Annotated in this window: 25 protein-coding genes; 16 read left to right on the top strand and 9 right to left on the bottom strand. The window is 37.6% G+C overall.

From position 1 onward, the window contains the following. Nucleotides 1-131: 131 nt before the first annotated feature. A complete protein-coding gene (locus tag LIV57_RS07325) occupies nucleotides 132-863 on the top strand; it encodes an MBL fold metallo-hydrolase (RefSeq protein WP_227942089.1) in 732 nt (243 codons plus the stop codon). A gap of 12 nt (nucleotides 864-875) precedes the next feature. Here the strand turns inward: LIV57_RS07325 and LIV57_RS07320 are convergent, their stop codons facing one another. Further along, a complete protein-coding gene (locus tag LIV57_RS07320; protein WP_202840275.1) occupies nucleotides 876-1,217 on the bottom strand; it encodes a helix-turn-helix transcriptional regulator in 342 nt (113 codons plus the stop codon). A 601-nt stretch (nucleotides 1,218-1,818) separates the two neighbouring features. On the opposite strand from LIV57_RS07320, the gene LIV57_RS07315 reads away from it, so the two are divergent. After that, nucleotides 1,819-2,412 carry a Crp/Fnr family transcriptional regulator gene (locus LIV57_RS07315; RefSeq protein ID WP_227942088.1) on the top strand — a complete coding sequence of 198 codons (594 nt, stop codon included), beginning with the start codon at nucleotides 1,819-1,821 and terminating at the stop codon, nucleotides 2,410-2,412. 41 nt (nucleotides 2,413-2,453) lie between these two features. Here the strand turns inward: LIV57_RS07315 and LIV57_RS07310 are convergent, their stop codons facing one another. Continuing rightward, complete coding sequence (locus tag LIV57_RS07310) at nucleotides 2,454-3,083, bottom strand: chloramphenicol acetyltransferase (protein WP_227942087.1); 630 nt, start codon at nucleotides 3,081-3,083, stop codon at nucleotides 2,454-2,456. Nucleotides 3,084-3,295: 212 nt separating this feature from the next. Between LIV57_RS07310 and LIV57_RS07305 the strand changes: the two genes are divergently transcribed. Beyond that, on the top strand, nucleotides 3,296-4,141 hold the full coding sequence (locus LIV57_RS07305; RefSeq protein WP_227942086.1) for an NAD(P)-dependent oxidoreductase: 846 nt from the start codon (nucleotides 3,296-3,298) through the stop codon (nucleotides 4,139-4,141). Nucleotides 4,142-4,151: 10 nt separating this feature from the next. Further along, on the top strand, nucleotides 4,152-4,598 hold the full coding sequence (locus LIV57_RS07300) for a PPC domain-containing DNA-binding protein (RefSeq protein WP_227942085.1): 447 nt from the start codon (nucleotides 4,152-4,154) through the stop codon (nucleotides 4,596-4,598). Nucleotides 4,599-4,721: 123 nt separating this feature from the next. On the opposite strand, the gene LIV57_RS07295 is transcribed toward LIV57_RS07300, so the two are convergent. Genes LIV57_RS07295 through LIV57_RS07285 form a run of 3 tightly spaced genes read right to left on the bottom strand, consistent with a single transcriptional unit; the run spans nucleotide 4,722 to nucleotide 6,741 of the window. Beyond that, nucleotides 4,722-5,525, bottom strand: a complete 804-nt coding sequence (locus LIV57_RS07295; protein ID WP_227942084.1) for a helix-turn-helix domain-containing protein — start codon at nucleotides 5,523-5,525, stop codon at nucleotides 4,722-4,724. An 18-nt stretch (nucleotides 5,526-5,543) separates the two neighbouring features. After that, entirely contained in the window at nucleotides 5,544-5,945 is a 402-nt protein-coding gene (locus tag LIV57_RS07290; protein WP_227942083.1) for a GlcG/HbpS family heme-binding protein, read from the bottom strand. Nucleotides 5,946-5,949: 4 nt separating this feature from the next. Then, nucleotides 5,950-6,741 carry an SDR family oxidoreductase gene (locus LIV57_RS07285; protein WP_227942082.1) on the bottom strand — a complete coding sequence of 264 codons (792 nt, stop codon included), beginning with the start codon at nucleotides 6,739-6,741 and terminating at the stop codon, nucleotides 5,950-5,952. 194 nt (nucleotides 6,742-6,935) lie between these two features. Between LIV57_RS07285 and LIV57_RS07280 the strand changes: the two genes are divergently transcribed. The 6 genes from LIV57_RS07280 to pdeM all read left to right on the top strand — a co-directional run bounded on the left by LIV57_RS07280 (nucleotide 6,936) and on the right by pdeM (nucleotide 15,030). Beyond that, nucleotides 6,936-8,393 (top strand): S41 family peptidase, encoded by a 1,458-nt coding sequence (locus LIV57_RS07280; protein ID WP_227942081.1) that lies wholly within the window; start codon nucleotides 6,936-6,938, stop codon nucleotides 8,391-8,393. Nucleotides 8,394-8,531: 138 nt separating this feature from the next. Then, complete coding sequence (locus LIV57_RS07275; protein WP_227942080.1) at nucleotides 8,532-9,554, top strand: ligase-associated DNA damage response exonuclease; 1,023 nt, start codon at nucleotides 8,532-8,534, stop codon at nucleotides 9,552-9,554. Further along, nucleotides 9,551-11,131: an ATP-dependent DNA ligase gene (locus LIV57_RS07270; protein WP_227942079.1), complete on the top strand. Its 1,581-nt coding sequence runs from the start codon at nucleotides 9,551-9,553 to the stop codon at nucleotides 11,129-11,131. The genes LIV57_RS07275 and LIV57_RS07270 overlap by 4 nt, the downstream gene beginning before the upstream one ends. A gap of 19 nt (nucleotides 11,132-11,150) precedes the next feature. Beyond that, entirely contained in the window at nucleotides 11,151-13,604 is a 2,454-nt protein-coding gene (locus tag LIV57_RS07265) for a ligase-associated DNA damage response DEXH box helicase (RefSeq protein WP_227942078.1), read from the top strand. Nucleotides 13,605-13,733: 129 nt separating this feature from the next. Next, a complete protein-coding gene (locus LIV57_RS07260; protein WP_227942077.1) occupies nucleotides 13,734-14,336 on the top strand; it encodes a 2,3-bisphosphoglycerate-dependent phosphoglycerate mutase in 603 nt (200 codons plus the stop codon). A gap of 49 nt (nucleotides 14,337-14,385) precedes the next feature. Beyond that, a complete protein-coding gene (gene pdeM / locus LIV57_RS07255) occupies nucleotides 14,386-15,030 on the top strand; it encodes a ligase-associated DNA damage response endonuclease PdeM (protein WP_227942076.1) in 645 nt (214 codons plus the stop codon). Between the two features lie 61 nt (nucleotides 15,031-15,091). On the opposite strand, the gene LIV57_RS07250 is transcribed toward pdeM, so the two are convergent. Then, entirely contained in the window at nucleotides 15,092-16,312 is a 1,221-nt protein-coding gene (locus LIV57_RS07250; RefSeq protein ID WP_227942075.1) for an MFS transporter, read from the bottom strand. Nucleotides 16,313-16,463: 151 nt separating this feature from the next. Here LIV57_RS07250 and LIV57_RS07245 point away from each other — a divergent pair, with 151 nt between their 5' ends. From LIV57_RS07245 to LIV57_RS07225, 5 genes are all read left to right on the top strand, one after another. After that, entirely contained in the window at nucleotides 16,464-17,054 is a 591-nt protein-coding gene (locus LIV57_RS07245) for a TetR/AcrR family transcriptional regulator (protein WP_227942074.1), read from the top strand. A gap of 69 nt (nucleotides 17,055-17,123) precedes the next feature. Then, a complete protein-coding gene (locus LIV57_RS07240) occupies nucleotides 17,124-17,582 on the top strand; it encodes a hypothetical protein (RefSeq protein WP_227942073.1) in 459 nt (152 codons plus the stop codon). 2 nt (nucleotides 17,583-17,584) lie between these two features. Continuing rightward, nucleotides 17,585-17,887 (top strand): DUF3817 domain-containing protein, encoded by a 303-nt coding sequence (locus LIV57_RS07235; protein WP_227942072.1) that lies wholly within the window; start codon nucleotides 17,585-17,587, stop codon nucleotides 17,885-17,887. After that, the gene (locus LIV57_RS07230; protein ID WP_227942071.1) at nucleotides 17,884-18,246 is read left to right on the top strand and encodes a rhodanese-like domain-containing protein; all 363 of its coding nucleotides are present in this window, start codon (nucleotides 17,884-17,886) and stop codon (nucleotides 18,244-18,246) included. The genes LIV57_RS07235 and LIV57_RS07230 overlap by 4 nt, the downstream gene beginning before the upstream one ends. A gap of 178 nt (nucleotides 18,247-18,424) precedes the next feature. Beyond that, nucleotides 18,425-18,931, top strand: a complete 507-nt coding sequence (locus LIV57_RS07225; RefSeq protein WP_227942070.1) for a pyridoxamine 5'-phosphate oxidase family protein — start codon at nucleotides 18,425-18,427, stop codon at nucleotides 18,929-18,931. 100 nt (nucleotides 18,932-19,031) lie between these two features. Here LIV57_RS07225 and LIV57_RS07220 read toward each other — a convergent pair whose 3' ends face one another. From LIV57_RS07220 to LIV57_RS07210, 3 genes are all read right to left on the bottom strand, one after another. After that, nucleotides 19,032-19,265, bottom strand: coding sequence for a thioredoxin family protein (locus tag LIV57_RS07220; protein ID WP_227942069.1), 234 nt, complete (start codon nucleotides 19,263-19,265; stop codon nucleotides 19,032-19,034). A 4-nt stretch (nucleotides 19,266-19,269) separates the two neighbouring features. Further along, nucleotides 19,270-20,160, bottom strand: coding sequence for a dihydrodipicolinate synthase family protein (locus LIV57_RS07215; RefSeq protein ID WP_227942068.1), 891 nt, complete (start codon nucleotides 20,158-20,160; stop codon nucleotides 19,270-19,272). Nucleotides 20,161-20,312: 152 nt separating this feature from the next. Further along, the gene (locus LIV57_RS07210) at nucleotides 20,313-20,768 is read right to left on the bottom strand and encodes a cupin domain-containing protein (protein WP_227942067.1); all 456 of its coding nucleotides are present in this window, start codon (nucleotides 20,766-20,768) and stop codon (nucleotides 20,313-20,315) included. Nucleotides 20,769-20,868: 100 nt separating this feature from the next. On the opposite strand from LIV57_RS07210, the gene LIV57_RS07205 reads away from it, so the two are divergent. Beyond that, entirely contained in the window at nucleotides 20,869-22,296 is a 1,428-nt protein-coding gene (locus tag LIV57_RS07205; RefSeq protein WP_227942066.1) for a PLP-dependent aminotransferase family protein, read from the top strand. Nucleotides 22,297-22,426: the final 130 nt, after the last annotated feature.

Genomic DNA, 22,426 nt, shown 5'->3' with positions numbered 1-22,426 from the left:
TTTTACGAATGCTGCGTGATTCTGAGATAAGTAGAATGATTTCAGTATTCTGCCTGCCTGATTGTTTTTATGGATAATATATATTGACGAAAAACTTTTTGAATCTTGGAAATAATAAGGAAATTTGCAGCATGAAAATCATTCCACTTAAAGAAGGCAATTTTTCGGCAAGCAAAACCAAGGATTTTACGCTTTTAACAGAAGAAAATTTTGATAAGGCTGGTGGAATCAAAATGTCGGTTCAGCCGTTTCTTATCATCACTGAAAATGACTATATCCTTCTGGATGCCGGCATTGGCTGGAAAAACAGCACCGGAACAACTGTGGTTTCAGAAATTCTTGAAAAGGAAAATATTCGTCCTGAACAAGTCACCAGGTTATTGCTGTCCCATCTTCATAAAGATCATATTGAAGGAGCTGTGAAGCTCACAGAAAATGGTTTTGAAGCCGCTTTTCCAAATGCTCAGATTTACATACAGAAACGCGAACTGGATTTTGCAATGGAAAATAAAGGCAATCCATCTTTTGATTTTGAGATCCTGGAAAAACTGATTCAGCTCCCGAATATCACGTGGATGAATGATGATAAAGGAGAGATCACAGATGAAATTTCCTATGAAGTTGCAGGCGGACACACACCGTTTATGCAGGTGTTCTGGATCAGAGAAAATGATGAAACTGTTTTCTATGGAGCTGATGACCTCCCGCAGGCTTCTTATTTAAAATATCATTTAGCTTACAAAAGTGATTTTGACGGTAGAAAGGCAATGGAATTACGGTTGAAGTGGGAAAAAGAAGCAAGAGAAAACCGTTGGAAAATTCTTTTGTATCACGATTTGGATAAAACTATTGTAGAGGTTTAAACAAAAAATGGTTTAAATTTCATTAAACCATTTGTAGATATCAAATTCCGAAGGGATATTGAGTTTTTTTCTGATCCTGTTTTTCCTGTTTTGTATCGCTTTTGGAGTTACAAAAATACAGGTTGCAATTTCCTTTGTTGTCATATTGAGCTTAAGGTAAATGCAAAAGATCAATTCAGAATTTTTTAGTGCAGGCTGTATAGCAGATAACTTCTTAAAAAAATCGGGATAGACGAGTCTGAATTTATTCAGCAGTCGTGGAGAATTTGCTTTGGCAAGAGCCATAATTTCGTCTTGTACAAGAATCTTTTGGTTCAAATCCTCTATGTTCGTTTCAGGTTTTTTATTTTTCATAATACTTTCTCATCTCTACTTATTTCAGATATGGCATCTTTTGCGCATATCAGTACAAAGTCTTTTTTTTCTCTTTTCTATCTGTATTTTGCTGATTTACTAATTGGGGGTAAATTAATTTTTATGTATTCAAAATTCTGTTACTTTTAATTAATATAATGTAATGTTTCATAGTGTATAGGTTGTATTTATTGAATAATTATGTTAAAAAAATCCCACATGTGAATTTTATATCAATTTTATATTGGCAAAGAAAGAAAAAATGATTAAAATTTTATTAAAAGCGTGTACCACATAGATACCACGTTATTTTTTTAATAAAATTTCTTAACAGCTTTTATCAGCCTGTTTCCCATTGTTTGTACTGTTTCTTTTTGATGGGTTGTAAATGTAGTGGATTACCAAGGTTACTTTTTATGATCTGGATCAATATTTAAACAAAAGAATTACTCAAAAAAAAGTGATAATATGTGGTATATTAATGGTACCACATTGCATAGAAAATCAAGAAAATCACAGTTCCTTTATTATTATAAACTTTGAAGCATTAAACAGTCTCTTAAAGAGCATTTAAAATTTTAGCTGAAAATAAATTAGAACTATGATCACTGAAAATTTGCTCATCTCATTTGGAGCCAAAATTAAAAACTATAAAGCAGAAGATATTATTTTCCGGGAAGAAGATTCGCCAATGTATTATTACCAGATTGAAAAAGGAAAAGTTAAGCTTAATAATTATATGGAAGACGGGAAAGAGTTTATCCAGAATATATTATCAGATGGCCATAGCTTTGGAGAATCCTTACTTTTCGTAGACCGACCCTACCCGATGAATGCCATTGCAATGGAAGATTCCAGTATTTTCATCATGCCGAGACAGAACTTTCTGAAGCTGATCCAGGATAATCCCGAAATTTCATTAAATATCTATCAGTGCCTTGCAGAAAGAATGTATTATAAATATATCATGCTCTATAACCTTTCTTTTCAAAATCCTGTTTCCAGGCTAAAACTACTGATGGATTATCTGAAAAGCTATCATGATGATAAAAAGCCTTATACTTTCCAGATTCCTCTTACCCGGCAGCAGCTTGCTTCATTGACGGGATTACGTGTGGAAACCGTTATACGCACCATAAAACAGATGGAAAAGGATCAGATCCTGAAAATAGAACGTGGGAAGATTTATTACTAAAAACAAAAGCCGGTTTTAAGTCCGGCTTTTGTTATAATGTCTTATTCCTGATCCAGTTCTTTCTGAAACTCTTCCAGGTATCTTGCTATATGAATACCGTCTGCCAATCCGTGATGTGCTTCAACAGAAACCGGCAGATATTTTCTGCCTCCACGGATATTGAATCTTCCAAAAGCAATTTTTGGAACTGATTCTGCTGTATTAAAATCTGTAGGATGCAATATCGCACTGAATGAATTCCATGGAATAGTAGTATGTCTGATGTGATCTTTTCCCAGCCTTCCGTTGCTTAATCTTAGCCCCGTGGTTTCGTGTACTCCTTTTATTTCCTCCTGCAGTGCTGCGTTGAATGTTTCAAAATCTTCTGAGAAAGGAGTGAATGAAAAACCGAAAGTACCATCCGGTCTTCCGATCGTACTGCCGGCATGAACGGTGTCAAACTGTATTACCTGCCCATCAATAATTCTGAGCTTCAGCTCATCTACTCTATTAACGGCCACCATAGATTTGTGAAAATAATAGGCAAAAAATGAGTACCCTTTTTCTTTAGCGGTATCATAGGCTTTTGTGCAGTCCACCTCCGTTGTAAATCCAAAATAAGGGCTTGCCATATTAGAAAAGAATTCAAAATGTTCTTTTCTGTTCCAGTTGTCTATATCTACGATCTTCATTAATTCTTATTTGCTGCAAATTTCTGAAAGTTTATCCGGTTTTAAAAGCTTATGGATAAAAATATAATTAAAACTTAATTGGGTAAAGTGGCTGTTTGGTCAATATTTTGCTGCAAAACAAACGTATTTTATATACTCATTGATCTCCTTTCAGAGGGCTCTTCTTCAATCAGGATATTAAGACTTACTCAATAAAAAATAGAAAAAATACTATGGAAAAAATCGGATTCATCGGATTAGGAAATATGGGACATCCTATGGCAAAGAATATTGAAAAAGCTGGATTTCCGCTTTCAGTGTATAACAGATCTTCTGAAAAAGCCAAGGATTTTGAAGAAAAGTCTACAGTCTGCACCCAGATTAAAGACCTTGTTCAAAACAGTAATATTATATTCACAATGCTAACCAACGACACTGCTGTAAAAGCAGTATACAAAGAAATTCTTCCACTAAATATTCAAGGGAAACTCTTTGTAGATATGAGTACGATCTCACCCGAAGCGTCTTCGGCAACATCTGCTGCTCTGAAAATAAAAGAGGCCTCCTTTATCGATGCACCTGTAGCAGGAAGCACCCAGCCGGCAAAGGAAGGAACCCTGATCATTATGGCAGGAGGTGAAGAAAAAGACCTTCAGCGAGCCATGCCTTGCCTTTTGAAAATGGGAAAATCTGTAAAACATCTAGGTGAAAACGGAAAAGGTATTGCAGGAAAATTATCTGTCAATTATTTTCTGTCTGCCATTTATCAGGGGCTTGCAGAAACAGTTTTATTGGCAGGAAAGCTGGGGATTGAAAGATCAGACATGCTGGAAATAATCAACGAAAGTGCCAGCGGAAGCGGGGCAACCAAAGTAAAAACACCTATGCTGACTGCCGATCAGTACACCCCGGCATTTGCCCTTGACCTGATGCTGAAAGATATCCTTCTTGCCAAAAATGCAGGTGCTGATTATCCTCTGTCTGAGGCTCTGGTTCAAACCTATCAGAATGCACATGATAAAGGATTCGGTCAGGATGACGTTATAGGAATCATCAATTATTTGAAAACAATACAATAACATGGAAATCATGAATTATAAAGGAAACCATTGGTCTGCAAGGAAAGTGGATCATATTTACATCGTTAGTATTGAAAATCATTCCAATATTGTAGATGCTTTAACCGACTTTATCCAGAATCAGAATATCCGGGCGGGAGAAGTAACAGGAATAGGAGCTGTGAGTGAAGCCACTCTCCGGTTCTTTAATCCGGTCACCAAAAAATATGTGGACAGGACCTTCAAAGAACAGATGGAAGTCACCAATATTTCCGGAAATGTTTCTGAAATAGAAGGAAAACAAACCCTGCACCTTCACATTACGCTGGGAAGACAAGATTACACAGCTTTGGCAGGACACCTTCTGGAGGCAAAAATTCAGGGTGCCGGAGAATTTATTTTTTACCCCTTGGCAACGAGAGTTGTAAAAATTAAAAATGAAGAAACAGGAATCAACTTTTATGATTTTGAAAAATAATCCGGTTCCCGTGTAGTATTTGTAATCAAATATTTATTGAATGTTTTATTCGTTACATAAAGGTAAATACAAAAACACAAGAGTATTTCCTGTGTCTTTGCATTTACGGCAAACCAGCAATGCTTAAAGCTCCGTAGTCGTTACTCCGAATTTCTTTTTAAAAGAAGAATAAAAATGAGATAAATTCTCAAAGCCCAGATCAAGATAAATATCTGAAGGCTTTTTATCCTGAGTTTTAATCAAATAATAGGCTTCCTTCAGTCTTTTTTCTTTCAGCCACTGTTTGGGAGCCATTTTAAATATTTTACTGAAATCCCTTTTAAATCCGGAAAGACTGCGTCCCGTAAGCCTTGCAAAAGCATCTACGGAAACATTGAACATATAGTTTTTGTTCATAAACTCTGCAAGATCAATCTTATGAGGCTCGGAAAAATCAAAAAGAAGATTTTTAAAATCCGGATTGCTCAGCAAAAGTAACTCTATGGCTTCTTTCACTTTTAATGCCGCTAACTTTGGAGGAATTTCCTTTGTTTTATTGATGTAAGGAATAAGAGAAGCAAAATAACTCCCAAAGAAATCATCAGGCTCAAAAAACAACCGCTGATTACCCGGAAAAGGTGTATTTGCTGCTATTCTGTTCTCAGTGGCATACTGTCTTAATGTTTCATCATCAAGCGTAATAGAAATAAACTGATACTTTTCGTAAGCTGAAGGATATTTGATTGTTCTGATCAGTTGATTTTTCCTTACCAGAACTACTGTATTTTCTTTGATCACCGTTTTTCCCTGTTCATGGAAAGCGTGCGTTTCTCCTGAAATCTGAAACCCCAGAAAATAATCAGGAATAAACTCTTCATGACCTCTGTAAGATTCAAAGGCGCATGAATAAACCAGTTTATCAAATATGATTTCAGAAGTATTTTCCATGATACAAATATCTGAAATTTACGCAATAGCCTGCGCTCCTGCCTCGGCAATTTCTTTATCCTGTTCCGGAGTTCCCCCTGAAGAACCTATTGCGCCGATAATCTTTCCGGCTTTATCTTGTAAGACGACACCGCCTGCGATCGTCAGAAGCCCACCGTTAGAATTCAGCATTCCATAGCCATGGACACCTGTTTCTGAAATGATTCCTCCCATAATATCACTGTTAACTCCAAACATAGCCGCCGTCCTTGCTTTTTTAAGGGCAAAATCAATCACTCCGTAAACACTGTCCAGTCTGGCTAATGCGATAAGATGTCCGCCGGTATCTACCACGGCAATGCTCACAGGAATATTCATCAATAATGCTTTTTCCTTTGCTGCATGTAAGACTTTTTCGGCAGTTTTATAATTCAGTTCCATATGATTAGCTTTTTGTGTTCCATGCATCTGCCTGAAGCTGTTTTACAAAATCTTCAGTCTCCTTTGGATGTACATTCCTGAAATTACTGTTGTCATCTAAAGCTACATTTACAATTACTTCAGCCATAGATTGAGGATCAAGCTGGTGCGCTAAAGATTCTGCAGCTCCATCAAAAGCAGATTCCGGAGTGAAATTGATTTTCGGATCATACCAGTGGAAAATAGAATCTACTCCCCTGTCATTGAAACCTGTTCCAAATACACCCGGATTACAGGTTGCAATCTTGATATTGAATGGGGCAAGTTCAGTTCTTAAACCTTCTGCAATAGATTCCAGCGCATGTTTTGAAGCACAATAAGCAGCAACATAAGGAACAGTCCATAAACCTCCCATTGAAGAGGTGAAAACAACCTTCCCGCTTTTCTTTTCAACAAATTTTTTGATAAAACCCTGTGCAAGATTCAACGCACCAAAAACATTCACTTCAAACATAGAACGGATAATATCTACCGGTTGTTCTGCAATGGGACCTCCCTCCATAATTCCTGCGTTACTGATAAGAATATCTATATCATTGTATTTCTTTACAATATACTCCACATCTCTTGGGTTGGTTACATCCAGTTTATCCACGATCAAGGTTATTCCATGTTCCTTGGCTTCACGGATTAAATCACTCATCTGAGGATAGATCTGTGCAGTAGCAATTACCTGATGCCCTTTTTTAGCAAGTTCGAAAGCAGCAATCTTTCCAAATCCGCTTGCTGCGCCTGTAATTAAAATTGTTTTACTCATTGTATTCTTTTTTAATGATGCTCCAAAATTCAAAAATTTTTCAAAGGGCAATATTGGCTCAAGGTTCATTTTTATATTGCTGAAAAGCTCAAAAAAAACAGTGGAATAAGATTTTGTTTAATAACCTCTTTTTACATCATAAAAAGATAGATTTATCGTTAAATTTGTAACCTTTAAAAACTAAAAACCAACCTATGCTTAAAATTAAAATACTCCTTTTAATTTTTATCTCCTCTTCTTCTTTTAGCTATGCTCAAAACTGTAATTGTGAAAGTAATTACCAATGGGTAAAAAAAACCTTCGAAGAAAATGATGCCGGATATCAGTATATCATTGATAAAAAGGGAATTTCAGCTTACCAGGCTCATAATGATGATTTTCTGGAAAAAATCAAAAATGCAAAATCTGATACGGAATGTATTCAGACTATTTATGATTGGCTTACATTCTTCAGATCCGGGCATTTTTCCATCAGAATGATCGAAAAAGAGAATCAGCAATCTCAGCCTCAAACACCAGCCTCAACCACAAATAATAAACCAGAAACGGTAACAATAGATATTGATAAATTTAAAAAAGAAATTGTTTCTAAAAAAGATTCTGATATTGAAGGAATCTGGGAAACTGACCCTTATACCATAGGGATTAAAAAATTTGGAGATGTATACAAAGGTTTCATTATCAAATCCGGCGCAGAAAACTGGAAGCCTTATGAATTAAAACTTATTTTCAGTGCCGACAGGTCGAAAGGAACTTTCTATGTAAGAAATAAATCTGGTCAGGAAATAAAGAGCATACGTTTGGTGGGAAAAAACTATCTTGAAATCAATGATTTTACCCTGAAAAGAGTTTCCCCTGCATTTGAAAAGGAAGAAGGAATTGAAACACACTATGAAGCAATAAAGGCTCAAAAACCTTTTCTGAAACCCCTTAACAAAACGACATTGTTTTTGAGGATTCCTTCCTTCAACGGCGCTTTGAAAAAAGATATAGACAGCGTAATTACAGCCAACAAATCTAAAATCGAAAGTACGGAAAATCTTATTATTGATATCAGATATAACGGAGGCGGCAGTGATAACAGTTTTGCTAAAATTATTCCTTATCTCTACACCAATCCTGTCAGAAGTGTCAGAACGCAGTTTTATTCCACGAAACTGAATAATCAGAGAATGCTGGATCTTTATGAAAATTACCAGAAATACGGAATACCGGAAGACGAAAGAGAATATCTGAAAAAAGCGTATGATAAACTCAGCCAGAATCTGGGTAAGTATGTAAGTTTACAGGATGATGGAAGCACTGTAGGAATCAATAAGATGAATAAAATTTCTCCTTACCCCAAAAATGTAGGAATTATCATCAATAATGGAAACGGCAGTACTGCAGAAGAATTTTTACTCGCTGCCAAACAAAGTAAAAAGGTAAAACTCTTTGGAACAACTACTGCCGGAGTACTGGATATCTCCAATATGTATTTTGTAAATTCACCCTGCAACGAATTTAAACTGGGATATTCGCTCTCCAAAAGTTTTCGTATTCCGGATATGGCCATTGATGGAAAAGGCATTCAGCCTGACTATTTCATTGATCAGTCCATCCCAGATTATCAATGGATTGATTATGTAAACAATGTTTTGAATGAAAAATAAAATAATAAGCTGTTTCAAATGGAGACAGCTTTTTTTGATGTTTTTCCGTAAAACAATCAGTTTTTAATTAATAAAAAATACCATATTATTAAAATTGGTTAAGTTTTTGAAGCGTATTTTTGTAAACCAGTCACACCATTGAAATTAATCACATTTACTAAAAAAGGAATCTACTGCCCACAGGGGAAATTTTATATTGATCCCTGGAGACCCGTGGATATGGCGGTTATTACCCATGGCCACGCCGATCATGCCCGTTGGGGAATGAAAAAATACCTTTGTCATCATTTTACAAAACCTATTTTGTACCAAAGAATAGGACCGGATATCGAATGTCAGGGCGTGGAATATGGAGAAGTTATTACCATCAACGGAGTAAAACTTTCGCTTCATCCTGCAGGACATATCATTGGTTCTGCACAGATAAGGCTTGAATATAAAGGATATGTAACCGTAGTTTCAGGAGATTATAAAGTTCAGAATGATGGATTGAGCACTCCTTTTGAGCTGGTAAAATGTAATGAATTTGTGACTGAAAGTACTTTTGGGCTTCCCATCTACAACTGGCTGGAAGTTCCGGATTTAAATAATAAACTTCAGAATTGGGTACTGAAGAATAAAGAAAATAACAAAACCTCTGTTTTCATTGGATATTCTCTCGGAAAAGCCCAGCGTATTATGAAAGCCGTGGAAGAACTGGGAAAAATATACGTTCACTATTCTATCGGAAAACTGAATGAAGCCTTTGAAGCAGTGGGAATTGATCTTCCTGAATATACCATTGCAGATTTCAGGGAACGTCCGAAAGAAGTGGAACACGAAATTGTGATTGTTCCGCCTGCTTTACTCGACAGCAACGTAATTAAAAAGATTCCGGATCCGGCTACTGCAATATGCTCCGGCTGGATGCAGGTTCGCGGTGCCAGAAGATGGCGCAGTGCAGACGCAGGATTTGCGATGAGTGATCATGCAGACTGGAAAGGATTGTTACAGACTGTGAAAGCAACAGAAGCAGAGCTTGTACACGTAACGCACGGACAAACCGAAGTTTTTTCAAAATATCTGAACGAAATCGGAATCCAGTCTGATGTGGTGGAAACATTATTTGGTGAAGACGAAGAAGAATCTGAAAAAGAAACCCTTGAAACCCCGGAATCATGAGACATTTTGCAGAACTTATCAACGCTTTGGAAACCACCAATAAGACCAACGCTAAAATTGATGCCATCATCGATTATCTGGAACGTGCTCCTGATGAAGACAAAGTATGGTTTATCGCCTTATTTACCGGGAAAAGACCCAAAAGAAATGTCAATACCAATTACATGAAAGATTGGGCACTGGAAATTACCCGGCTTCCTTACTGGCTGTTTCAGGAATCTTACTCTTCTGTTGGCGATCTGGGAGAAACATTATCCTTAATACTTCCGCCTCCCGAGGAAAAAATAGAGCGTACTTTATCAGAATGGATGAATGATATCGTTGGTTTAAAAGGCAAAACCGATGCAGAAAAAAAAGAATTTGTTCTGCAGTCGTGGAACGGCTTGGATTACACCGAACGCTTGATTTTCAATAAATTAATTGGCGGAAGTTTCAGGATCGGAGTATCAGACAAAACATTAATTAATGCCCTGACCAGATTTTCAGGCCAGGAACCGAGTGCACTGATGCACAGCTTAATGGGAAAATGGCTGCCGGATGAAGTTTCCTTCAGAGAACTTATTGATGCGGAAAATGTGAATCCTGACAATTCAAAGCCTTATCCCTTCTGCCTTGCCTATCCTCTGGAAAAACCGACTGAAGAATTGGGAAATCCCGACGAATGGCTGGTAGAATATAAATGGGACGGAATCCGCGGACAAATCATCAGGAGAAATGACGAAGTCTTCATCTGGTCAAGAGGTGAAGAACTTGTTACAGAACAATTTCCTGAAATCACAGAAGTCGTAAAATCCATGAAAGGTAACTTTGTACTGGATGGAGAAATACTTGCGGTTAAAGAGGGTAAGGTTTTAAATTTTAATGAATTACAGAAAAGATTAAACAGAAAAACTTTAACAAAGAAAATGCTCTCAGAAATTCCGATTGAAGTTTTTGTCTATGACCTATTGGAACTTGAAAATAACGACCTGAGAGAAAAACCGATCTCCGCAAGAAGAGCTCTTCTTGAAGAATTATTATTGAATGAAAAGCCCGAAAATATCAGTATTTCAAAAAGTCTGGATTTTGAGAAATGGGAAGAACTGGATGCTCTTCGTGAAAATTCAAGGGAAATAAACAGTGAAGGACTGATGCTGAAACAAAAAAATTCTCCCTATCATTCCGGGCGGAAAAAAGGCGACTGGTGGAAGTGGAAAATCAATCCGCTCACGATTGATGCTGTCCTGATTTATGCTCAGAAAGGAAGCGGCAGGCGGAGTGCTTACTACACCGATTATACTTTTGCCGTGAAAAATGGTGATACATTGGTAACTATTGCTAAAGCCTATTCCGGATTAACAGACAAGGAAATCATGGAGGTCAGCCGGTTTGTAACCAAAAATGCCATTGAAAAATTTGGTCCTGTAAGAACCGTAAAAGCAGAACTGGTCTTTGAAATTGCTTTTGAAGGCATAGGATTCAGCAACCGTCATAAAAGCGGTGTCGCCCTCCGTTTTCCCAGAATTGTAAGATGGCGGAAAGACAAAACGGTAGATGAGATTGATGATTTGGAAGAAATTAAAAAATTAATACAATAGTATTTTAATCAAATATAAATTGGCAGCTTTTGAACATACCACCGGATTAAAGATCATCCAGCAATGGATGACCGATAAAGGTATTGCCCCTTTTAAATTTCAGCTGGAAACCTGGAAGAAATTTGGAAACGGATACAGCGGAATGGTGGTTGCTCCCACCGGTTTTGGAAAAACTTTTTCCGTGTTTTTAGCCTTGGTTTCAGACTTTCTCAATCATCCTGAACAATATAAAAAAGGATTGAAAATGATCTGGATAACACCCCTTCGTTCTCTTTCCAAAGATATTGCAAAAGCAATGCAGGAAGCTATTGACGAAATCGGACTTGACTGGACGGTAGGTGTAAGAAACGGAGATACCGATCCCAAAGTAAGACAGCAGCAGGTGAAAAAAATGCCTGAAATTCTTGTGGTAACTCCTGAAAGTCTCCATTTGCTTCTCGCTCAGAAAAATAATGAACGTTTTTTCACCGGAATGAAATGTGTGGCTGTGGATGAATGGCATGAATTATTAGGTTCAAAACGTGGTGTCATGGTAGAACTCGGTATTTCACAACTTAGAAAATATGTCCCGAAGATGAAAATCTGGGGCATTACAGCCACGATCGGAAATCTGGATGAAGCCATGGATGTGCTTATTCCCTATGATATTAAAAAGACAAAAATAACCGCCAAAGAGCACAAAAAGATAGATATTATCCCGGTTTTCCCCAATGAAATTGAAATATTACCATGGGCAGGACACCTTGGCAATAAGCTCGCCGATAAAGTAGTTCCCATTATTCTGGATTCAAAATCTACCATTGTTTTTACAAATACCAGAAGTCAGAGTGAAATGTGGTATCAGTTATTGTTGGATGCGCATCCGGATTTTGCAGGGCAGATTGCCATTCATCACAGTTCTATTGATGCTCATTTAAGAATCTGGATTGAGGAAAACTTAAGTTCAGGAAAGTTAAAAGCTGTTGTCTCCACATCATCCCTCGATCTGGGTATTGATTTTAAGCCTGTAGACACCGTTATTCAGGTTGGATCTGCCAAAGGAGTTGCCCGTTTCCTTCAAAGAGCAGGACGCAGCGGCCACTCCCCTTTTGAAACTTCAAAAATTTATTGCGTTCCGACCCATTCTTTAGAACTGATCGAAGTTTCAGCGTTAAAAGAAGCCGTAAAACAGAAAGTCGTTGAGCCACGGGAACCCCAGGTCCTGTGTTTCGATGTTTTGGTTCAGTTTCTTATGACATTGGCTGTTGGAGATGGCTTTTATCCTGATGAACTCTATGGAAGAATCAAAAAAGTGTATGCTTTTCAGGAAATGCTGGATGAGGAATGGAAAAGCATTCTCGAATTCCTGACCATTGGCGGCAGTGTATTAAAAAACTATGAAGAATTCCACAAGATCGTCATTATGGAAGACGGTCTGTATAAAGTCACTTCAAGGAAAATTGCAATGCTTCACCGGATGAATATGGGCGTGATTGTAAGTGATGCCATGCTGAAAGTGAAATTTATTTCCGGAGGCTATATTGGAATGATTGAAGAATATTTTATTTCAAAACTTAAAAAAGAAGAAAAATTTATTCTGGCCGGAAGAACCCTCGAGGTCGCCATGATTAAAGATATGACAGTCTACGTAAGGGCCGCTAAAGGAAGAGCTTTAGTCCCAAGTTATCTTGGCGGAAGGCTGCCGCTAAGTTCCAATCTGGGTCATTTTTTAAGAGAAAAACTCTCTCATGCATTAAGTCCGAAAGCTTCTGAAAAAGAACTGAAATTTCTGCATCCTTTACTGATCAATCAGGAAACCCGTTCCCATATTCCCAAAGAAGATGAATTTCTGGTGGAAATGATCAAGAACCGTGAAGGTTACCATTTGTTCATGTACCCTTTTGAAGGGCGTCTTGTGCATGAAGTCATGGCTGCTCTGATTGCCTACCGTATCTCAAAGCTCGCTCCTATTTCCTTTTCCATGGCCATGAATGATTATGGATTTGAGCTGTTCAGCGATAAGGAAATCCCTTTAAATGAGGATAATCTACAGCAGATTCTAACCAGAGAAAACCTGATGAATGATGTCATTGCAAGCATCAATTCTGCGGAAATGGCCAGAAGGAAGTTCCGTGATATTGCCGTGATTTCAGGAATGGTCATTCAAAATTATGCCGGACAGCAGCGCTCCAACAAATCGCTGCAAAGTTCTGCAGGATTAATTTTTAAAGTACTGGAGGACCATGATTCCAATCATTTTTTAATAAAGCAGGCGTATACAGAAGTTTTTAATATGCAGCTTCAGGAACAAAGGCTTGTAGAGGCTTTTAAAAGAATTGAAAAATCGGAAATTATTTTAAAACATTCCCGTTCCTTTACACCACTGAGTTTTCCGATTAAAGTAGACAGCTTAAGACAAACGCTTTCCAGCGAAGGTCTGGATGCGAGAATTAAAAGAATGTTGAAACTGGCTGATATAAGTGATATTTCATAAATGAATTCCTAAGTTTCCTTCCAATTTTAATCCTATTCTTAGCCTAATATTCTATGTTAATTTTCTTGATAAGCTTAAATAATCATCGTAACTTAGAATATATCTTATAGAAGTTTAATACAATTTAAAATGGAGAAGTTGTTCCTGGTCCGTCACGGACAGTCACTCTGGAATCTTGAAAACAGATTTACAGGCTGGAAAGATATCGATATAACAGAAGCGGGTATTGAAGAAGCAAAAAAAGCGGGCATTGCCTTGAAAGGAGAAAGAATTGATATTGCTTTTACTTCTGCCCTCATCAGAGCACAGCATACCCTCTCTATCATTTTGGATGTCATTGGAAATCCTGATATTCCTGTCATTCAAGATAAAGCACTCAACGAACGCTGTTATGGAAACCTTGAAGGATTAAATAAAGCAGACACAGCGCTGAAATATGGAGCCGAACAGGTTCACATCTGGCGCAGATCTTATGATGTAGTTCCGCCAGGCGGAGAAAGTCTTAAAGATACTTATAACAGAGTGATCCCTTATTTTGAAAAAGAGATACAGCCGTTATTGAAACAAGGCAAAAATGTATTAATTGTGGCCCACGGAAATAGCCTTCGTGCCTTAATTATGTATCTGGAGCATCTTTCTCCTGAAGAGATTTTAGAAAGAGAGATTGCTACCGGTTTTCCTCTGACCTATATTTTTGATGAAAAATTTCACGTCAGCCGGAAAGTTAGCTGATCCGGTTTAAATAGCTTACCTTTAAACCTTCAATTTTTCAATCTATCAAGTGTTTATAGCAACTAAAAATATTTCCATTCAAAATGAAACTTTCATTCTGACCAATCAGCGGGCTGCATTCTGGCAAAAAGAAAAAGCGTTGATTCTTTCCGATCTTCACATTGGAAAGACCGCTCATTTCCGAAAAAACGGTATTGCACTGGCCAATCATATTATGAAAAGTGATCTGGAAAGATTATCCGCTTTGATTGAATATTTTCAGCCGGAAAAGTTTGTAGTGGTCGGAGATTTACTTCATGCCGGAGACAATTCTGATGTGGATGAATTCTGTATATGGAAAAATCAATATCCTGATATTCAGTTTTATCTTATTGAAGGAAACCATGACCGGATTTCAAAAACGCTGGAAAAAAAGTTATGTTTTAATCATAAAGCTGAATGGCTGGAAATAAATGATATTACGTTCATTCATGATTTTGATGTATCCAGATCCGGATTTCAGATTACCGGACATATCCATCCGGGAATTGTGCTGAATTCTGCGGTAAAGAATATCAGACTTCCCTGTTTTGCTTTAAGCAGCAATCAGTTATTACTGCCTGCATTCAGTGAATTTACAGGACTGGACACGAAAAATCTGCCTAAGAAAAGTACATTTTTTGTGTTTACGGATGCGGATATTTATGAGATTTAATTTTTTTTTATTATGTAAAAATATCCTTGTCAAGGTTTTAAACCTTGACAAGGGTAAAAAACTATATATTTTTCTTGCTTAAACGGATACTGTAGATGGTTATTAAAACCGTAACCAACAGGAACAAAGCTCCTATCCATGGTGTGCTTGCCAGTCCTAAAGAGGATGTTACAATCATTCCACCTGCATAAGATCCGATGGCAATACCAATATTAAAAGCAGCAATATTAATCCCCGAAGCAACGTCTTCAGTTCCAGGCAGTTCTTTTTCTGCAATCTGGACTACCAACAGCTGAAGTCCGGGAACCGAAGCAAATGATAATGCTCCCAGAAGGAAAAGTGTAACGATACTGAAAACAGGACTATTTACGGTGAAATAAAATGCCAGCAATACGAGTCCTTGTGCAGCAAACATCCATAAAAGGGCATTCAGAGGATTTTTATTGGCTACTTTTCCTCCAATCAGGTTTCCCAGGGCAATGGCAATTCCATAAATCAGAAGAATAAAAGTGACTGTAGATTCCTGAAACCCTGTGATTTTCTGTAAAATAGGCGACAGATACGTAAATACCACAAACGTACCTCCATATCCCATTGCGGTCATTAAAAAAGCAAAAATCAGACGTCTGTTGCCCAGTACTTTAAACTGGCTTTTTAAAGAAGCTGTTTTTCCATTCTTAAGATTTTTAGGCACCAATAATAAACTGGCGATCAATCCGATAATTCCAAGGATCGAAACGCCGATGAAAGTCGCTCTCCACCCGAAATGCTGTCCTATGAATGTTCCCAGGGGAACTCCCGTTACTATGGCGAGTGTAAGCCCGGCAAACATGATGGAAATTGCGGTAGCTCTTTTCTCTTCAGGAACCAGTGAAGCTGCAATGGTAGAACCTATAGAAAAATAAACCCCATGCGCCAATCCTGTAAGTATTCTGGCCAGCACTAAAGTTATAAAGCTGGGAGCAATAGAAGCCAGTCCGTTTCCAATAACGAATAACAGCATGATTGATACCAGCAGCATCTTACGCGGCATTTTCCCTGTGAGTGCTGTTAAGATGGGTGCTCCGATAGCTACTCCTATCGCATAAAGACTTACCAGAAGCCCTGCTGAAGGAATGGTAATTCCAAGGTCTGAAGCTACTGTGGGAAGAAGTCCTACAATGACAAATTCCGTAGTTCCTATTCCGAAGGCACTTATTGTTAATGCCCATAAAGCAGCAGGAAGACCTCTTTTGGCTGTCTGTGCTTCAGTATTGATCTGTATTTCTTTTTGAAAATTCATTGTCTTGTAATTTTGTTGATATTGACAAGGCAAATTTCCGATGAATATTTGTATTATAAAAATTATTTAAATTCTATCAAAGTATCAGAATAATGATAGTTTTATTTTCCCTGTAAAATTTGTTTCTTTGCAACAATAATCAGCAGTTTTAATGAAGAAATCAGAAGCAACCCGTCTTACTATTCTCCAGAAAGCGTTCGAATTGATCTATGTGAAAGGTTTTCAGACTACAAGCATTGATGAAATTATTGCAACGACTCAGGTGACGAAAGGTGCTTTCTATTATCATTTTAAAACCAAAGATGAAATGGGGCTGGCAATTATCAACGATCTGATGAAACCCAACTTCAGAAAAACTTTCATTAACACTCTTCACAACAATCCGGATCCTTTAAAAAGCATTTATGATATCATGCACCATCTTTTGATGGAAAATGATTTTTTAAAAGTGGAATACGGCTGCCCTACTTCTAATTTTGTGCAGCAAATGGCTCCATGGCATAACGCCTTTACCCAGGCTCTTCACGAACTGTCAAAAGAATGGGAACTGGCGCTTGCAGAAAGTATTGAAAGAGGTAAAAATGCCGGATTAATCAAAAAAGAAGTAAGTGCAAAAGAAGTGAGTGTTTTTGTCATTTCAGGGTATTGGGGAGTAAGAAATCTGGGCAAACTTGAAAACTCAAAAGAAGTATATCTCACTTATTTAAAAGGGCTTAAGTCTTATTTTAAAAGCCTTCAGTAATTTTTTTATTAAAAAACATACTAATTAGTATGTTTTTGTTTTACCTTTGCTCTGTTCAAAAAATAACCCATGTATCAAACCCTGACTTTTTTACATTCCCAAACCCGTTGGCTGGTTTTAATAAGTTTAATCTACGCAATTTTCCGGGCTTTTAAAGGATATTTCTCAGACCGTAAATTTACAGCAGCCGACAATTCTGTGAGACACTGGACCGCTACAATTGCTCATATCCAACTGATTACAGGAATGATTTTTTATCTCAAAAGCCCTGTGATTCAATACTTCTGGAAACATTTTAATGTGGCTAAAGATTCATTTGAACATCTGTTTTTCGGGTTAATCCATATCGTACTGATGATTACAGCGATTGTCATTATCACAATTGGTTCTGCGCTGGCTAAAAGAAAGCTTTCAGATAAAGAAAAATTCAAAACGATGGGCATTTGGTTTTCCTGTGCGCTGATCATTATTTTCATTGCCATTCCCTGGCCATTTTCTCCTTTTGCAAACAGACCTTATTTCAGATAATTATGATCAATTTATTTAAAACAAAAATCGGCAGACTGAGAATTCTGGCGATCCTGGAAGGAATTTCACTCCTGAGTTTGGTATTTATTGCTGTTCCGGTGAAATACTGGATGGGAAATCCCTTGTTTGTAAGGCTTATCGGCCCTGTTCATGGAACATTATTCCTGCTTTTCCTATTCAATACGTTGAGTGTGGGTGTAGAACAAAACTGGAAATTTAAAGAAATAACATGGAAGGTAATTCTTGCCTGCTTTATTCCGTTCGGAACCTTTTATATTGACAAAAAAATACTGAGCAAGCTATGAAAAGTATTCTCCTCATTTTGGGTGCAGTTTTTATTCTGTACATTGTGTATAGAGTTTACCGGTTGCAGACCTTGGACAACGGATTGCCCAAACTCATCAGAAAAGGAGCTGTTATTCTTGATGTAAGAACTGAAAAGGAATTCCAGACAGGACATATAGAAGGTTCCATTAATATTTCATTAGGGACAATCAGAGAACGGTATGTAGAACTGGATCCTGAAACAACATATATAACAGTATGTTCACACGGACTTCGAAGTGTAAAAGTTGAAATTATTCTGAAAGAAAAAGGATTTAAACGTGTATACAACGGAGGCGCGTGGAGTGATCTTCAGACAACATTAAGCAAGAAACAATAATCTTTCGATCATAATTTTAAGGAGAGATTAACTTTGAGCCGAATTTTATAAATAAATTAAGCTTAGGTACCACATTTTATTTCTTTTTGGTCGGGTATTTGAAAGACTTAAGCAAATTATTCATCATTCTGCTGAATAAATTTCTTTTAATTTACATTAATCACTTAAAATATTTAATATGTCAACAGAAAACCTTACCCACCTTGAAGCGATCAAAAAGATCAAAGAACTGTCAGAAAAAGCAAGAATATGTATGTTCTGTACAGAACTGGAAACCACTCCCATCAATTCAAGACCTATGACCCTTCAGGAAACAGACGACAGCGGAAATTTGTGGTTTATCAGCAGTGGAACCAGCAATAAGAATTTTGAAATCAAAGAAGACCGGAGAGTACAGTTGTTTTTTATGAACAACAGCGACTCCCAGTATCTTTCGGTGTATGGAGAAGCTTCTGTTTACAAGGACAAAGCAACCATAGAAGATAAATGGTCTCCAATGGCTAAGGCCTGGTTTGATGGTAAAGACGATCCCAATGTTACGATTATCCGTGTAGAACCTAAAGAAACCTATTACTGGGATACTAAAGCAGGAAAACTAGTAAGCCTGTTTAGTTTTGTTGCGGCCGCAATCACAGGCAACAAAACCGATAATTCCGACGGTGTGGAAGGAAATGCAACGATTTAGAAAGCTCTGAATAAGCAATACATTTTCCCACAGATTTTACAGCGGAAAAAAAATAAACGGCTCAATTTTATGAGCCGTTTATACTACAAAATTAATACTGTTAATTTTTCACCTCTTCCATAGAAGCTCCAAAATTAATATGAAGCACATTGCCGTTAGGGGTCACTAAAGCGGATACAGATTTTACTCCAGCCTTTTCCGCGTCCTCAATTTTGCTTCTGTCATTACCCAAATGGATAATTTCTACATTTTCCAAACCTATAAGGTTAACGATATCATGCTCAGCACTGATACATACAGGGCATCCTGCGTGGTAAAAAATGGATTTTTTCATAAGATTATACTGGATTGATAAGGGTTTTCATAATATTTTTTAATTCTTCGGTTTCTTTTTCGTGAAGCGGTTTCAGAGGGCTTCTCAGATTTCCCCCATCTTCACCCAGAATATTCAGACCTGATTTCACTGCTCGCGGCAATCCTTTGTTTACAATAAATTTTAAAAGGTCAAACTGCTGATAGAAAATCGTTTTTGCTTTTTCAAGATCACCTTCTTCCACCGCATGATAAAGGCTGATATTCAGTTCAGGAATAAGATTAGGAGCTGCTGTACACCAGCCTCTTGCTCCCGCGGAAAATGCCGCCAGAGCCAAAGGATTGGAACCGTTGTAGAATGCAACATCTTCCCCCAGTTCTCTTCTCAGGTAATGCATTCTCTGAACATCTCCTGTACTTTCTTTAATCATCGTTACGTTGGGAATTTCAAGCAGCCTTTTCAACAAAGCAGGAGACATATCTACTCCACTAGTTGCCGGATTATTGTATGCCATAATCGGAATAGAAATTTTGCGTGCTACCGCATCATAATGCGTTACAATTTCGTCATCGGTAAGTTTCCAGTAGCTCATAGGAATGATCATCACCGCATCGGCTCCTGCTTTTTCTGCGAACTGAGCATGATGAATGGTTTTCTCTGTTGTAAGGTTGGAAACGCCTACAAGCGTTGGAATTCTGCCTTTTACCTGCTGTAAAGTAGCTTCCGTAACTTCTTCTTTTTCTTCGTCAGATAAATAAGGCATTACCCCTGTGCTTCCCAATGGAGCAATTCCGTGGCTTCCGGAAGTGATCAGTCTTTCTACCAGGTGTTTAAAAAGAGGAATATCTACTTTTTCATTTTGGTCAAAAGGTGTTATGGGATAAGCAATTATCCCTTTGAATGGAACATTTTTCATGTTTACTGATTTTAAAATTTGAAAATAATTTTAAACCATTAAGAAAGTATTAAGCTGTTAAGAGGATTAAGTAAGCTACGCTTTGAAAGGAAAAGTCATATCCGATATCAATAATTAACATACAAAATTCTTAACGGCTTAAAGCTCTGGTATTAAAGGTCTCTGCCTTCTTCCTCTCTTAAAGCAACTCCTAAGTTCTGCAGCTGAGGCGCATTTTCGCAGGCGATATATTTGGCAGGTTCCGTATCGCTGAGATTCTGGTGTTTATGCCATGCCCATGAAGGAATATATACCGCATCTCCGGCTTCCCAATATACTCTTTCATCTTCTACTTCTGTCCATCCTTTCCCTTCAATGACAAACAAAACGGTTTCATAGGTATGGCGGTGTCTGTTGGTTTGTTGTCCTGGGATAAGTCCGCCAATCGTCATGCTTACATTTTTACTCGGAAGATCTACAAAAAAAACCGGGTGTTTCCTTTCTGTTGAAAACTGATTGTGTTCTCCTGCATTTTCTACATTTTTATGAATCAAATGACTCGGTTTTAAATACTTTGGTCTTGCAAAGGTTTCGTGGAAGTCTTTAGAACTGAATTGTTTCTTGTCCATGATTTTAAATTATTAGGGTTTTGTGCTTTATTGCATGGCAAAATTATTCTATCTTTGGACTGTTTAAATGATTCAGTTTTTATATAAATAGATAGTCCAGATGTTACGCCCTTGGAAATTAGAATTAGAAATTGATAAAAAGCTTGAAAAAGCAGTTTATCTACAGATTGCGGATACGATCATCTCTGATATACGTTCAGGAAGGTTAAAAACCGGAGACGCACTTCCGGGAAGCAGAAATCTTGCCCAGACCTTGAAAATTAACAGGAATACTGTTGTAGAAGCCTATCAGGTGCTGATCAATGAAGAGTGGGTAATTTCCAGAGAAAGGAAAGGTATTTTCGTATCGGAAAGACTCCCGGCTTTGCATGAAAAGAATGCAGAGGCATTACATAACCCATCTCATCAGCAGGTAATGTCTAATGGAATTGTAATCAATTTCGATGATGGACATCCCGACAGTAAAATTGCCCCTGTGACAGAGCTGGCCAGAGCCTACAGACAAATTTTCGGCATCAAAGCCAAGTGGCAGATGATGGGGTATGGAAATGAACATGGTGACACAGAATTTAGAAAAATGATTTCTCAGATGCTCAACCACCAGCGTGGAATGCATATTCATGAAAATGAAATTTCCATTACAAGGGGCAGCCAGATGGGAATGTTCCTTACCGCTCAGACACTTTTAAATCCCGGAGACATGGTTATTGTAGAAGATCCGGGGTATCAGCCTGCATGGCAGGCATTTGAGTATGCAGGAGCAAAGCTTTTGTCGGTCCCTGTAGATCAGGAAGGAATCCATATGGAGACTGTTGAAAAGCTTTTAAAGCAACATCAGAATATTAAAGCCCTGTATATTACTCCTCACAGACAATACCCTACTACAGTTACTTTGAGTCTGGCAAGACGATTACAATTAATTGAGCTGTCCAACCAATACAATATAACCATTATTGAAGATGATTATGATAATGAGTTTCACTTCGGATACCGCCCTATTCTCCCCATTTCAAGCTTTCCCGAACTGCACAATTATGTGTACATCGGAACTTTAAGCAAGGTGGTAGCTCCGGCTTTAAGGATCGGTTATCTGGCCACTAAAAATCAGGAATTATTAAAAAGAATTGGTGATCTGAGAAAAATTATTGATGTACATGGAGATGTTATCATGGAACAGGCAGTTCTCCAGCTGATTAAGGAAGGAGCCATAAAAAAGCACATCAGAAAGGCCACTGTTCATTATAAAAACAAAAGAGATTTTGTCTTTGAACTGTTGACAAAATACATGAAAGATATTGCTGACTTTACATTGCCTGAAGGAGGCCTTGCCTTTTGGATTGTTCCCAAAACAAGGCTGGATTGGGATGCTGTAACAAAGCTTTTACTGGAAAAAAATATTAAGATTATTCATCCTAAACAATACAGTAAAAGCCAGGCAAACGGATTCCGGTTAAGTTACGGAGCACTTTCTGAAGAGCAGCTGGAGCAAAGTATCCCAGTTATCGCAGAGATTATCTCGGGTTTTTAACTTCCATAGATTTACACGATATTTATATAATCAAAAAATCAAATATTTTTTAAACTTATTTGAGCTTCTCAGCAGCTATCTGTCACTTAAGTGTTTTAACTTTTGTGGTTAAAGAAGTATTTTCTCCCAC

The organism is Chryseobacterium sp. X308 (assembly GCF_020733145.1).
Lineage (GTDB): Bacteria > Bacteroidota > Bacteroidia > Flavobacteriales > Weeksellaceae > Chryseobacterium > Chryseobacterium cupriresistens.
Note: the sequence above shows the minus strand (reverse complement) of the source record. Positions and strands in the feature narration are given on the sequence as shown.